Consider the following 13468-nt stretch of genomic DNA (forward strand, 5'->3'; position numbering starts at 1 on the left):
TTAAAAAAAAATGATACCAAACCAACGAAGAACGATCCAAAACTCCGATTCGTTCCGTTTTCCGTTTTCAATGAAACAGAATGAGACATAGAAGACAACCCAAAGGACGTCAAGAAATATTTCATTTCTTCTTCGCCGACTCGCTTTGTAAAATCGTGTTCACAAGTCCCGTCTCTAAATTTAACTTTTCAGCGATCGTTTCAGCGGGCCACTGAAAGTTATGATAGAGATTCAATACGGTCGCCTTCTTTCTTTGGATCAGATGATCCTTGGAAGAATCTTTAGACTTACCGGAAGAAGAATTTCCTTCCGTAACGGCGCCTACTGCATCCAAAAATCCGGAAAGCTTTTCGAACTTATCGTCCGCTTCGCTTAATAAACCTTCCAGATCTTCCTTAACGACGAGGGCACCCGATTTTAAGTCTTCCATACGATGTTGAAGAGTCGAGATCTGTTTGTGTCTTTCCGAAAGATCGACCATCAAGTCTTCTATCTTTTCAAACTTGGCTTCTACGGAACGAATTTCTTCCTTCTTACGAAACAAAGACTCGATCCGATCATCGGTCTTACGAACGGTCTCCGCGATTTCCTTTTCCCTGGCTTCCAAAATCTCCACGTCGTTTTGAAGAGAATAGAGTTTGTTCGTAAGTCCTTTAGCCGCTTCTTTGTGCGCGTCGGTCTCATCAAAAAGACCTTTGACTTCCTCGCGAACGGTTTCGAGAGTTTCGAGTCTGGAAGTAAGATCGCCGAATGTTTCTTCCATCTCGAGTGCTTTTTCGCCGGCGTTGAGAAGTCTTGTAAACGTATCTTCCCAATCGGAAGATCTGCTTTGTAATTCCTCGAATTCTTTTCGAAGGGAATCGGAGGATTCCTTGATGGACGCAAGAGAATCCAATCTGACTTTTAGGTCCTCGGTTTCCAACACAAGAGAATGTTTGAGCGTCTGCAACTCTTCGAGTTTTTCCTCGAGTTCGTTTAACAACGGAGTTCTTTCGTCCGCTCTCGAAAGAAGTTCTTCCATCGTTTGTATATAAGAATCGGTTCTGTCGACGACTTCGCTCGCTTTCTGAAAGAGTTCGGCTTTTTCTCCGAGTTCTTCCATCTTGTCCGTGATTTCTTCCACGCGAGAACGTAGGTTTTCCGCTTCTTCTTGGATTTCGTTGACAAGATTCGTTTTCGCGTTCGCGATCTCTTCGAGGTCTCGCTTGAGATCCAACTGGAGAGATCTATATTCTTCCATAGAATCTTTGAATTCTTCTTTGCCGGAGCGTAAGAATTCTTCGGAAGCGGATTCCATTTCGCGGAGCTGATGTTCTAGCTGTTTCTGGAAACCTTTCATTTGTTCGTCGCTGTTCTTGCGGGATTCTTTGAGAGATTCTTCCAGATTCTTTTTTACATCGAGGATATATTTGCTGATTCTTTCCTCGAGTTGTCCGAGTTGGAGCTGGCCCTTATCCATAAGGGAAGTGAGTTGTTTTGAAATTTTCGCGTCGATCGTTCCGTTCAGACGACTGATTTTCTCTTCCTGTTTTTCAAAAAAATCTTCGGCGGAATCTCTTAGCTTATCCAGAACACGTTCGGCGTCTCTTCCTGCGTTTTCCAGATTGGATTCCACGCTGTTGCGGATTTTTTCCGCGTGGATCTCGAGAACTTTTTCGTTTTTCTTGACGATCTGTTCCATCTTATCGATGGTTCCGGAAAATTCTTCCCGAAGGTTTTGAAGAATGTGATTTCCCTCTTCTTTGATATTCCGCAGAGATTCTCCAAGACGATCGGAAACAGAATCTCCTTCTTTTTGGAAATTGGACTTATAACGGGAAACGAATTCTTCGATTCTATCTTTTTGAATATTGTATTCGTTTTTGAATTCTTCCAGGAGTTGTCTTCCTTCGACGTGAATTCCGCCGAGTTTTTCCTGGAGATGTGAAACAGAATCCTGCGTGTTGAGACGGATCGTTCCCAATTCTTCTTCCCAATAACGACCGAGATTTTCGAATCTCTGATCGATTTTACGGACTTCTTCGTCCACAGTTCCGGAAAGAAGATCGATCTTTCCTTCCACTTGGGATAAAAGATCTCCGGCGCTGGATTCCATAGCAGATTGAAGATCGCCTAAATACGAATCCACATCCTTGATCCGAGTGGAAATTTGTTTGTCGAGTGTGATGATGGATTGACGAACCGCTTCCAGATCCTGTTGAATCAGAGCGGATCGTTCGGCGTGCACGCGAGCCAGTTCGACCTCGAAATTTTGTTTTAAGGCCTCGATACCGGCGACGGTTTTTTCCTTCGCCTCGTCCCTTGCCGAGTCCAGTGCGGAATGAAATTCTTTCAAACCCATGGAAATATCTTTTTTCAAGCTATCGGATTCGCTTCTTAGATTACTGCTGATACGATTGAATTCTTCTTCGAAGTTGTCGATCTGGCGAAGAAGTTCCGATTTTCTTGCGTCGGCTTGTCTGAGAAGTTTGTTCTCCGCTTCCAGATATTTTTCTTGGAAGAATTGAATGGATTCGTTGATCGATTCCGCCTGACGTCTCGTTTCGTTGAGAATTTCGTCTCTCCGGGTCATCGTTTCAAGGCTCATTCCTTCGATTTCTCTCCGGATCGAATCTACTTCGAGTTTGACTCCGTTGATAAACGCTTCTTTCGAATGAGTGACTTGTTCTAAAATTCGATCCAGTTTATCCTGAACCGATTTTTCGGAAAGTCTCGCCATGTCTTCGAGTTTACGATCGGCGGCTTCCGCTTTTTCTTCCACACGAGAATCGAGTCTTTCCAGTTTATCGCTTACGGTTAAGAATACGGTCTGTAGTTTTTCGGATCTTAGATCCAGATCTTCTTCTTTGTTTGTGATCGTTTCAAAAAGAGAAGTGATTTCGGAACGAAGTTGTTCCACCCTTCCTACCGATTCCTTGAGTAAAGAATTCGTATGAGAATCGAGAGTTTCTCTGTAATTGGATGCGATCGCGTTCAAACCTTGATCGATCTTATCGTTTTTGATTTCTAATAATTCTTCCAGTTCTACGATTTTGGAAGCGAGGGATTGTAAGAGTTCGTCGGATCGAAGATTGACTTTATCGGAAAAAACTTCCAGAATCGCTTCCGCTTCGGAACGAAGATCAAGGATCTTCTGATCCAAAAGTTGGATTTCCTTTTTACCGGATTCCATACGAAGAAGTCCCTGTTGGATCGCGTTCGATTCTTCCCGAATGTCCGAGGAAAGTTGAACGACTTCCTTTAGATCTCTCGCGACGCTGTCTAAAAAATCACGGTTTGTTTTAATGGATTCTAATAATTGTCTGGATTCTTCGTTTAATCCGTGTACGTCGTTTGCGAGTTTACGAGTTTGTTTGAGGCTGATTTCTAAATCGATTCCTGCGTCTTTTACGGATTGAATTTTTTCAAGAGCGATATCACTCAATTCATCTTGAATTTTTCCGGTAAAACGTTTGATTTGACTGAGTTTATAGTTGGATTTATCGAGCCTTCTAAGAAGGATTGTAATTCCTACACTGGCTATAAACGGCAGGAGTAATTCTATTCCCATTGAATTTTGTTTACCATAGACATAAGAATGCGAGCATCAGCCGAAAACTTTGCAACTCTTCCGAGATCTTCCTGATTGGAAGGATTGAATTCTAAAATGAGCTGAAATTTTCCTTGAAACATTATGTCTCATCAAATTACGATTGACTATTGGAAAGATCGTAAAAAGAGCAAGAAAAAATTAAATTATGCTTAAAAAAAAGCCTTATTCCGGCTTTTCCACCGTGTATGATGCAGTTATGAAAGATGTCCAGTACGATCGCTGGGCCGAGTTCATCCTCTCTTCCTACTCCAATCACAGCGAAAAATTTCTCCCCAAAACGGTCTTGGATCTGGGTTGTGGAACCTGCAAACTTTGGGAAAAATTTCCTCGGTCGATCCAATGGACCGGCGTAGACTCAAGTCTGGAAATGCTCGAAATTGCTCAAAAAAAGCCGATTGATGGAGAATTTGTCCATTCTGATTTACTGAACTTTGATCTAGAAAGGAAGAATTTTGATCTGATTCTTTCCACACACGACACCCTCAACTACCTCAAAAACGAATCCGAACTCAAATCCGCCTTTTTACGAATCCGAAGGCATCTTTCTCCGGACGGTTTGTTCTTCTTTGACCTGAGTAGTTTATACAATTTTAAAACTCACTTCGACGGTCAGACGTTTCACGAACGGGTCGGAGATTTTAAAATTCGATGGAAGAATCGATTTTTAGAAAAATCCAATCGTTTAGAATCCATTCTCACCTTCTCCCACAAACTCACGAAGGAAGAATTTTCCGAAGTACATGAACACACGTATTTTCCGAGAAATAGCATTCATTTACTTCTTAAGCAATGCGGACTCGAACTTTTGGAAGAAGGATCGGATTACAGGGATTGGATTCTGGAGGAAGACGCGTCCTTATTAAATTATATCTGCCGAAGTACAGAAATTAATTTACGAAATCGATGACATATATCATCTTCTTAGGATTGCAACTTATTACGTCTATTGCTGTAGAAAAAAATGGAATGGGTACTTCACTCCGCGAAGAATTCCTTCCGAGTGAAAATGAATGACTTTGCAACAAGTCCGAAAAATGAAAAAGAGATAGGGAACGAAAGGAAGATCGTATGTCAAAATTCAATGTAGAAGGAAAATCGGGAAAGGTAGTCATCGATACAACTGTAATCGACGGTTACGATAAAATTTTTGACGAGGTTTCCAGAAAGGCTTCCGGTGGAATCATTTCCGATGTGGAATTCCACGTAGAAAGTGTAAAAAAAATCACTTCCAGCGGAATCGCAAAACTACTCACTCTCAAAAATCTTATGGATAACTTCGGTGTAAAGATGAAGATCAAAAACTTAAGCCCGGACCTTTTGGAAGTTTTAAGAAAATTCAAAGTGGACGGTAAATTAGGTCTTTAACCGTTTGAAAAACGATTGCCGCTCTTCGTTCGTCCGCAGTCTTTGTGATTATCCCAATGGGAACAATTTCCGTAAGACAACTCAACCGCGCTTATTCCGGAAAGATCGCCGTCTCCGATCTAAGCTTTGAAATTCCAAAAGGAAGAATCACGGGGCTCCTAGGACCGAACGGAGCTGGCAAAACGACAACACTTCGGCTTTTGACGGGTTATCTCCTCCCCACTTCCGGTTCCATTCGTTTTGATGGACGCGACTTTCTAGAAAACAAAATCGAAATCCAAAAACAAATCGGATATCTTCCCGAGTCGTCTCCGATTTATTTCGATCTTACCGTTTTTGAATATCTTTCCTTCTTGGCTTCCGCAAAAGGGATTGAAAAGAATTTTCTCAAAAATAAGGTCGAGATCGCCGTCGAACTTTTGAGTCTAAAAGAAGTTCTTTATCGACCGATTTCCTTTTTATCAAAGGGTTTCAAACAGAGAGTTTCCCTCGCGGGATCGATCATTCAAGATCCTGAATATATCATCTTAGACGAACCGAGCGGCGGTCTCGATCCGCTTCAGATCGGAGAATTAAAAAGTCTGATCCGTACATTAGGAAAGAATAAAACGATTCTTTTTTCCTCCCACGTATTGCAGGAGGTGGAGGAAATCTGCGATCATATTCTCGTTTTGTCCGAAGGAAAACTCATCGCGGACGCATCGGTTTCCTCCATTTCCAAGGGAGAAGGTTGTCTTGTTTTGGCGGAAACATCGTTGGAAGAATTCTCCAAATTCTTCCCTGATAAAACGTATGAAATCCAAAAAACGGATAAAAAGGAAGAAGGCTTTCAGGAATTCAGAATTCGATCCTCCGAATTCCGAGCGGAAGAAGTATTCGGAATTCTTAAAAAAGCTCCGTTTCGAATTCGTTCCCTGATCCCGGAAAAAAATTCTTTAGGATCCGTATTTGAAACTCTGACAGGAAAATCGAAGCAATGAATCTTTCCGATCCGATCATTGCGTCCTTTCGAAACCTGAAGACGATCTTTTGGAAGGAATTTTCGGTTTATCTCAACTCCCCGATCGGAACGATTTTTGCCGCGTTTTTTCTATTCTTAACTTCTTTCCTTTTCTTTTTTGGATTCGGAGACGGTTCTTTTTGGGATCTCAAATCCGCGAGTATGGAGGCCTACTTTCTCTGGGTTCCGATCTTGTATGTGGTTTTTATTCCCGCTCTTTCCATGCGTCTTTGGGCCGAAGAAGAACGTTCCGGAACTTTGGAAATTCTTTTCACGCTTCCCTTCAGAGAATTCGAATTGGTGCTCGGAAAATTTTTAGGAGTTTGGTCCTTTTTGGGATTTGTTCTTTTGTTCACTCTTCCGATTCCGACGACGATCCTTTACTTGGGAGATTTGGATATAGGAACCACGTTCGCCGGTTATCTCGGAATTTTTCTTTTGGGAGGTGCAAATCTCGCGCTCGGAAGTCTTGCATCCTCTTTGACGAAGGATCAGATCAGTTCGTATCTTTTGGGGCTCATCTTTTGTCTCCTTTTCTTTCTTCTGGGTTACAAACCCTTTCTTCCATTTTTCGGCCCGGATCTAAGTAGAATCCTATCGTATCTTTCTTTGTCGAAACACTTTGAAACCTTTCGTTTGGGAATTCTGGACGGAAGAGAGATTTTTTTCTATCTGAGTTTTTCCTTCACAATTCTGTATGCAAATTTGATTCGATTGAGGTCGAAACGATGATCTCAAAAATACGCGCCCTCTTTTTGAAGTTCAACTCGAACTCCGCATTCTTATTCTCCCAGATTTTTCTGATTTTTCTTTTCGCGAACGGGATCCTGGGTCACTTCGCCTGTAGAAAGGACCTTTCCGTTTCAGGACGTTTTGAAATTTCGAAAAGTACGAAAAATATATTCAAAAATTTGAATCAAACACTCATTATAGACGCGTACTATTCCACTCAGATTCCCGGAGAATACAAAACCTCTTTGGATCTCACCAAGGAATTGTTAAACGAACTGAGCGACCTCGGAGGTTCCAACGTAATATTACGATTTCATGATCCGGACGTCTCGGAAGAGGATCGTAAAAAAGCGATCGAATCGGGGATTTCACCGCAGATTTTGGAAAAGAACGAAAGAGGTTCCTCTCAGATAAAACAGGCTTATATGGGAATTACCCTTTCACTCGGAGCGTTCAAGGAAACGATCCCAGTCGCATTTTTTGCAGAACAGATCGAATACCAGGTACTGACAACGCTTCGAAAAATGATTCGAAACCCCGGAGAATCGGGCATCGCACTCGTTCAAGTTCCCGGAGTTCTATCGACGGATCCTCCCGGACCCGCAAGTGGGAAGGACAGTATCGGTGTTTTGGCGCACCAGGTTCTTAAGGAAGAATACGGTCCGATCCCTGAAATTTTGTTAAACGAAGAAGAACTTTCGGAAGAAATTCACACTCTTCTTTGGATCGGATCCGGAACCCTAACCGAAAAAGGCGCTTATCAACTGGATCAATTCCTACTACGCGGAGGAAGTTTGATTCTTTTCGCAAAGTCGATGGACTTTCGTTTGGAAACTCCGAATCGAGAGGAAGGAATCGGAATGTCGCCTAACAATGCGGGGATCGCGAGACCGACTGGAGAAATCGAAGAATTGAATTCCATCTTCTCCTCATACGGCTTCAGTGTGAACAAGGACATCGTTCTCGATCTGGAACATTCCCTTCCGATCGGACCTCTTATGGAAATCGAACCCGGTGTGATCGGAAGATTTCCGTATCCTGCATGGATTCTGGCAGGGAAAAAGGAAAAATTGTTAAGCGAAGAGAATCCTTTCACCGCACCTCTGGAGAATCTACTGATCCCTTGGTCTTCCAGTGTGAGTTTGGATCCGGAAAGACAACCGAACGTGAGAATGCAACCGATCCTTTTCGCAGGAGAAGAATCCGAAGTCCGTTCCGAGATTGTCGCCTTAGGAGAAAAACAAATTTTTGCAACCACACCTCGACCGTCCGGAAAAAAACAAATCATCGGAGCGCTCTTGGAAGGAAGTTTCGATTCCCGTTATTCAAATCCGCCGAATCCAAAAGACGGAAGAACTTTTTTTTCAAAAACACAGATTGGAAAAACGTCTCGGATTCTCGTAATCGGCTCTCCTTACGTTGTTTCCGACCTACTCGTCTTTCCGGAAACGAGAGACATTTATCAAGAATCGAATATTCCATTTTTATTGAATTCATTAGATATTTCCTCCGGTGATACGGATCTCATTCAAATCCGGGGTAAAAAATCCGCGGTGTTGAAGTTAAAACCTTTCTCCGAAAGGGAAAAATTCGTTTTGAGCTTTTTGAATCTTTTGGGGATTCCATTCTTACTCGGTCTCTATACGTTTTTAAGAATTCGACATCGAAATTCTTTTCGAGGAGAAGAAGAAACAAAATGAGTTTTCTATCTTCCGGATCTTTTTGGATCGCCTCCCTCTTGAATTTTTTCAAAAAGGACAAAGCCCTTTCTTTGTTTCTGATGAACCTGTTTTTAGGAACGATCTTTCTTCTTCTCTCGGATCCGTTTTTGTTTTTTCAAAAATCCTATCACAACGCGGAGCCTTTTTTTCCTTACAAGAGTTCCGAAATCGAAAGAATCCGAATCGGAAGAAAAGGACACGAAATTCTTATGGAAAGAAAGAATGGAAACTGGAGCGTACAGATACCGGAAACAACCGCAAGACCCGATCTCAAAAAGATAGAATCACTTCTTTCAGCCGTCTTAAAGCTAAGAAAGTTTTCCAAGATCGCAACACATTCAAAAAATCAGGACTTCGGTTTAAACGGAGAAGAACTAAAACTCGAAATCCAGACCGAATCCGGAGAAGTCGGGAAGTTGGAGATCGGAGTCTCCGGAAAACAGGAAACGGGAACCTTCGTGAGAATCCCCGAGAACAAGGAAATCTGGTTTGTGGAAGAGAGTCTCAATCCTTTGGCCGGACGCGGAAACGAGACTTTTTTCCTATCGAATTCCTTGATTCCCGATGAAATGGAAATATCAGAAATTCATACTATTCTTATAGAGATTTCTTCAAAGACCAATCCTACGATACAAATCCAACAGGTTTCACCCGGACAATGGACGATTACAAATTCGGAACAAGATCATTGTTGGGGAGAAGATTGTGGACTTTGGGTCGAAAGACTTTTTAAGACAAAGGCGGAGAGAATTCTTAAAAAACCGTTTTATGAAACCATCCAAAACCTTTCTTCTGGTGAGAAACTAAGGATAAACATTTACTCCGGAAAAAATTCGGAATCGGTCTACGAGTTAGAATGGATCGGAAAGACCTCACAAAAAGAACCAATCTTTCGAAGCGGAAACGATTCCGTTTTTTATGTTCTCGATCCCGAATTTTTGAATCGGTTTCGAGAGAGATTTGAATGGAAGGATTCCTTCCCCGATTCTTTCTAACCTTCCCGGAACAGAAGCGGATTCTCTATTGACAGTCCAGAGGCTTCCAATTTCATTTCACAAGAAATCTAAAATTAGGACGAAAGCATGGCTTTGATCGAAGAATTTGAATCGCAGGGGAATTTTCTGTTTCGTTGGAGATCCTATATCCCCGGAATCATTTTGATCCTCTGCCTCGGGCTTTTGCCTTTTTATCAGTTCCCCGGAAATTCTTACACCTATCATCTCTATTACCAAGCGATTTGTTTGGGAATCAGCCTTCTCGGTCTTTTTGTTCGGAGCTTTGTGATCGGTTACGCTCCAGCGAGAACTTCCGGAAGAAATACGAAAGAACAAGTCGCGGACGTCGTAAATCAGGAAGGAATTTATTCCCTCATGCGCCATCCTCTCTACTTGGGAAACTTTCTCTTATATTTGGGAGCCGTTCTATTCCTTAAGAACTTTCTGATCGCATCGGTTTTTATTCTTTTCTTCTGGGTATATTACGAAAGAATTATGTTTGCCGAAGAACAATTCTTAAGAAAAAAATTCGGTGAGGCGTATCTTGCTTGGGCGAACACGGTTCCCGCCTTTATTCCAAAGTTGAGAGGTTACAAGAAACCGACGCTTTCTTTTTCGATCCGGAATGTGATCAAGAGAGAATATCCGAGCCTCTTTGGGATCCTAGTGATCTTTAGCGTATTCGACCTAGTCGCCGTCTACTTTAATGAACCGGTGAGCAATCTTCTGGAAGCGATCCGTCTTCCACAGATCATTCTTTTCGGAGGTGGTCTTGTTTTTTATATTCTTGTAAGAATCATCGTAAAGACAACTCGACTTCTTCACGTCGAGGGACGTTGAAAATTTTTTATAGAGCGATTCCGGTAAGGGCAATTTCTTACATCTAAAAAATTTGTCGGAGTTCCGACAGAGCGTCGAAGTCACAAATTCTACTTGCAAAAAGTAGAATTTTCTGTTAGAGAAAAATTCGAACGAACGTTTTCCCGCCTCCGCTCCCCTCCACCCAAGATCAGGGTGGGGCGCGCGACGTTTTCACGGAAAATTTGTCGGAGTTCCGACAAATTCAACCAAGAATCAATGATTTCCTTAAGAAGGAAATACCTGAGAAGAATTTTCTAGATAGGATTTGAGGTGGCTCGTCTCTTTTGTAAAAAAGACCGGAACCGGATAATTCGATTTCGAAGGGATTAAGACGATCCCTTCGTCAAAGAAGAGAATCTTTTCAATCTCAGAAAAAGAATATCGATAACTGCTGTTCAGGGCTTCGAAAGAAAGAGAATCCTTGCTCTCGTTCAACTTTCCCGGCCCGATTCTTTTGAGACCTTTCAAAAGATCCGGTGTCAGTTCTTCCTTCTTATCCGCGAGCCTCTCAAACGGAATCTCTCGATTCTGATCCAGATAGAGAAGACCTTCGATTTCAAATCGAATCTCTCTCACTTCTTCCGGCTTATTTTCTTTTATAAAAGACGAAGAATCCGATTCCTCCAGAACCTGAATTCCAGAGTGATCCGATTCTTGAGAAATAAATTCTTTCTCTTCCTCTGGAAGGATTTCCAAGTGAGATTCGGAGGAAGATTGAGAAACGGGGCTCTGCTTCGGAATTTTTCTTCCTTCCACGAATTTGTTTTCGAGATATCTCTGCTTTTCCGTATTCTCCATCTGCAAAGACCGCTTATTGGATAGGAGAATTTCCCCTCCCCTCTTCGCATTCGGCCTCGAAATCAGATGATCGATGTCCGAATTCCCGGGACGAGAGGAACCAACCTTGGACGTGGGACGCTCTTGCCCGGAACCGTGCGGGTTCAGAGATACGTAGATAAAACAAAGAAGTCCTACAAGAATGAGTGCAATTGCGATAAAGAGCATCATTTTATGTATCTGTCGATTGAGCCGGTTTCTGAAGCGTTTTTCTCACTTTTCTCCTTTACAGAAATATTCCTTCACAAACTCTTTCAGTTTACAGATACAAACATGGAATTAGAAAACGTTTCTCTCAAAGACAAAATCATCCGCGGCGTAGTCGCTATCTTTCTTTTCTTTCTTGTCAGTGGTTTGATCATCACCTTTCTCCCCGGAGACGCCGAAAAAAGCTTTTTTGACGTAATCTCGGGTCGCTCCAGCGTGAACGCCGGCAAAATCGGAGATTATTCGATTCCTATGGATTATTTTCAGGCCGCGAGAAGGGATTGTTTTTTTCAATATAGAAGTATCGCTCCTTCCCTCGCTGAGGACCCTGCGACGCTCCAATCCTGCGCATTTCAAACGATCCGAAGTTTGGTCGTCACCAAACAGATCGCAGACGCTACTGGATTCTCCGTCTCGGAAACCGGAATTCGAGAAGAACTTTCGGATGAGGCCAGAAGAATCTACAGAGAATCCGTAGGAGGAGCCGGTTATTCGGACGAGGATGTTCGTAAACCCGAGGCGATCTACAAACAGATTCTGAATTCCGCTCCAATGCAATATCGAATCGATCGAAAAAACGCAAGCGTTCTCTATGATTCCCTTCTCAATTCCGATCTCAAAAAAACGGACGGAGAAATCAACGTTCAAAAAGAATCCACGTCTGCCCGGGTCCAATTGAGAATTCTTTCTTATACCGACGACCAACTCACCAAACTCGCGGAAAAGGAAGCTCCGATTTCGGATGAACTTCTAAGAGCAAAATACGAAAACGAGAAAAAAGACGGAAAACTTCCGAAGAATCAAGACGGAAAAGAAGTCTCTTTTGAGGAAAGAAAAAATTTCCTGAAGAGCAAGATGCTTTTGGAAAACAGATCCAAATCTCAGGACGAATGGAAGGCGAAACTCAAGGCGCTCCAAGAAGAACCGGACGGATTGCAAAAAATCGCCTCCCTCTTAGGAACTCCGATCCAAGACTACAAAGATCAAACCCTTTTGAATCTCTGGGAACTAAAATCGGGGAATCAGACGATTCGTTTGGGAAATAACACGCAATTTCTGAAAGATTTGACAACGGTTGCTTTCGGTTCTAAAAAAGTCGGAGGTCCGTATAAGGATTCCGAAAAAAATGTCTTCGTCGAATTTGCTTCCATGGAAATCAATTCGTCTAAAATCATTACTTCCCAGGGCCCCGATTTGAGAGACAATCCAAACCTGATGAACGGGTTTGTTATGGAAATCAGCCAGGCCCTTCAGGAAAAATACCCGATTGAACGAAGGATCGGTCAAAAGGCAGAAGAATAATGCAAATCCGGGCTGAACTGGTAAATCCCTTTCTTGAAGCGGCGACCATCGTTTTTAGAGATGTCTTAAAAACGGACCTCATCCGAGGAAAAATCGGTATCAAAGACAGCCCTGAAACCAACCTTGAACTTTCGATTGTCATCGGTGTAATCGGAACGTTCAACGGAGAAGTTGTCTACGGGTTGAACTACGACGCGGCCTACAAAATCGCGGGTGTTTTGATGCCTGGAATGAGTGAACAGGATATCAAAAACGAATATAAAGATATTCTGGGGGAAATCGCAAACATGACCACCGGAAATGCGATGAATATTTTCGCAACCTCGGGACAGTCTATCGAAATCACAGCGCCAAACATCGTCGATTCCAAAAACGAAACATTAAAGATTCCTAAAAAACCTTCTCTCGGAATCAGCCTATTCTCCAAGTTCGGAAAACTCGACGTAAACGTTTCTTTAACATAAGAATTTTCTAATTTTCTTTCTTTTTTCTTCCTTTCCGGGTTCTCAAACCGATAACCCGGAACCTTATTCAAAAGCTTTCGAAAAAATGGTTCACTTTTTCCCGGCGCGGTTGTAGAAGAAAACCTTTGGAAAGTAACGATTCCGTTTTTCCAATCCTTTCCTACCCTTATCGAAAGGAAGAAGAGAAAAGCAAAACGTCCGGAACTGTATTTTCGTGGGAGTTCCTAGAAAATCATTCTGTTTTTTTAGTTTACAAAATTAGAATTTTCTGATAGAGAAATGTTCCCCGTTTTTTCCCACCGCCTCTCCTCCTCCGCCCGATTCTGGGTGGGGCGCGCGACTTTTACGGAAAGATTGTCGGAGTTCCGACAGATTCAAAGGGAGGAATCTCG

The 13468-nt window shown here is 42.5% G+C and carries 12 protein-coding genes; 9 read left to right on the forward strand and 3 right to left on the reverse strand.

The window, feature by feature from the left end; all coding sequences use genetic code 11:
- Positions 1 to 121 precede the first annotated feature (121 nt).
- Entirely contained in the window at positions 122 to 3550 is a 3429-nt protein-coding gene (locus tag DLM75_RS11725) for a SpiroCoCo family coiled-coil protein (RefSeq protein WP_118968704.1), read from the reverse strand.
- Positions 3541 to 3672: a hypothetical protein gene (locus DLM75_RS24825; RefSeq protein ID WP_277738615.1), complete on the reverse strand. Its 132-nt coding sequence runs from the start codon at positions 3670 to 3672 to the stop codon at positions 3541 to 3543. The genes DLM75_RS11725 and DLM75_RS24825 overlap by 10 nt, the downstream gene beginning before the upstream one ends.
- A gap of 65 nt (positions 3673 to 3737) precedes the next feature.
- Here DLM75_RS24825 and DLM75_RS11730 point away from each other — a divergent pair, with 65 nt between their 5' ends.
- From DLM75_RS11730 to lmtA, 7 genes are all read left to right on the forward strand, one after another.
- Positions 3738 to 4499 (forward strand): class I SAM-dependent DNA methyltransferase, encoded by a 762-nt coding sequence (locus tag DLM75_RS11730; RefSeq protein WP_118968705.1) that lies wholly within the window; start codon positions 3738 to 3740, stop codon positions 4497 to 4499.
- A gap of 161 nt (positions 4500 to 4660) precedes the next feature.
- Entirely contained in the window at positions 4661 to 4957 is a 297-nt protein-coding gene (locus DLM75_RS11735) for an STAS domain-containing protein (RefSeq protein WP_118968706.1), read from the forward strand.
- Positions 4958 to 5013: 56 nt separating this feature from the next.
- Complete coding sequence (locus DLM75_RS11740; protein WP_118969159.1) at positions 5014 to 5937, forward strand: ABC transporter ATP-binding protein; 924 nt, start codon at positions 5014 to 5016, stop codon at positions 5935 to 5937.
- Complete coding sequence (locus tag DLM75_RS11745; protein WP_118968707.1) at positions 5934 to 6689, forward strand: ABC transporter permease; 756 nt, start codon at positions 5934 to 5936, stop codon at positions 6687 to 6689. The genes DLM75_RS11740 and DLM75_RS11745 overlap by 4 nt, the downstream gene beginning before the upstream one ends.
- Entirely contained in the window at positions 6686 to 8389 is a 1704-nt protein-coding gene (locus tag DLM75_RS11750; RefSeq protein ID WP_118968708.1) for a GldG family protein, read from the forward strand. The genes DLM75_RS11745 and DLM75_RS11750 overlap by 4 nt, the downstream gene beginning before the upstream one ends.
- The gene (locus tag DLM75_RS11755) at positions 8386 to 9405 is read left to right on the forward strand and encodes a DUF4340 domain-containing protein (protein ID WP_118968709.1); all 1020 of its coding nucleotides are present in this window, start codon (positions 8386 to 8388) and stop codon (positions 9403 to 9405) included. The genes DLM75_RS11750 and DLM75_RS11755 overlap by 4 nt, the downstream gene beginning before the upstream one ends.
- A gap of 87 nt (positions 9406 to 9492) precedes the next feature.
- A complete protein-coding gene (lmtA, locus tag DLM75_RS11760) occupies positions 9493 to 10245 on the forward strand; it encodes a lipid A Kdo2 1-phosphate O-methyltransferase (protein WP_118968710.1) in 753 nt (250 codons plus the stop codon).
- Between the two features lie 246 nt (positions 10246 to 10491).
- On the opposite strand, the gene DLM75_RS11765 is transcribed toward lmtA, so the two are convergent.
- Entirely contained in the window at positions 10492 to 11274 is a 783-nt protein-coding gene (locus DLM75_RS11765; protein ID WP_118968711.1) for an LIC_11490 family protein, read from the reverse strand.
- 3 nt (positions 11275 to 11277) lie between these two features.
- On the opposite strand from DLM75_RS11765, the gene DLM75_RS11770 reads away from it, so the two are divergent.
- Positions 11278 to 12612 carry a hypothetical protein gene (locus DLM75_RS11770; RefSeq protein WP_118968712.1) on the forward strand — a complete coding sequence of 445 codons (1335 nt, stop codon included), beginning with the start codon at positions 11278 to 11280 and terminating at the stop codon, positions 12610 to 12612.
- Entirely contained in the window at positions 12612 to 13076 is a 465-nt protein-coding gene (locus tag DLM75_RS11775) for a chemotaxis protein CheX (RefSeq protein ID WP_118968713.1), read from the forward strand. The genes DLM75_RS11770 and DLM75_RS11775 overlap by 1 nt, the downstream gene beginning before the upstream one ends.
- Positions 13077 to 13468: the final 392 nt, after the last annotated feature.

It is taken from the genome of Leptospira stimsonii, assembly GCF_003545885.1.
GTDB lineage: Bacteria > Spirochaetota > Leptospiria > Leptospirales > Leptospiraceae > Leptospira > Leptospira stimsonii.

Bases quoted from the DNA above. Each gene is read 5' to 3' on its own strand.
- DLM75_RS11765 (WP_118968711.1), bottom strand. From the start codon at position 11,274: ATGATGCTCTTTATCGCAATTGCACTCATTCTTGTAGGACTTCTTTGT.
- DLM75_RS11745 (WP_118968707.1), top strand. From the start codon at position 5,934: ATGAATCTTTCCGATCCGATCATTGCGTCCTTTCGAAACCTGAAGACG.
- DLM75_RS11770 (WP_118968712.1), top strand. From the start codon at position 11,278: ATGTATCTGTCGATTGAGCCGGTTTCTGAAGCGTTTTTCTCACTTTTC.
- DLM75_RS11750 (WP_118968708.1), top strand. From the start codon at position 6,686: ATGATCTCAAAAATACGCGCCCTCTTTTTGAAGTTCAACTCGAACTCC.
- DLM75_RS11740 (WP_118969159.1), top strand. From the start codon at position 5,014: ATGGGAACAATTTCCGTAAGACAACTCAACCGCGCTTATTCCGGAAAG.
- DLM75_RS24825 (WP_277738615.1), bottom strand. From the start codon at position 3,672: ATGTTTCAAGGAAAATTTCAGCTCATTTTAGAATTCAATCCTTCCAAT.
- DLM75_RS11735 (WP_118968706.1), top strand. From the start codon at position 4,661: ATGTCAAAATTCAATGTAGAAGGAAAATCGGGAAAGGTAGTCATCGAT.
- DLM75_RS11730 (WP_118968705.1), top strand. From the start codon at position 3,738: ATGCTTAAAAAAAAGCCTTATTCCGGCTTTTCCACCGTGTATGATGCA.
- DLM75_RS11725 (WP_118968704.1), bottom strand. From the start codon at position 3,550: ATGGGAATAGAATTACTCCTGCCGTTTATAGCCAGTGTAGGAATTACA.
- DLM75_RS11755 (WP_118968709.1), top strand. From the start codon at position 8,386: ATGAGTTTTCTATCTTCCGGATCTTTTTGGATCGCCTCCCTCTTGAAT.
- DLM75_RS11775 (WP_118968713.1), top strand. From the start codon at position 12,612: ATGCAAATCCGGGCTGAACTGGTAAATCCCTTTCTTGAAGCGGCGACC.
- lmtA (WP_118968710.1), top strand. From the start codon at position 9,493: ATGGCTTTGATCGAAGAATTTGAATCGCAGGGGAATTTTCTGTTTCGT.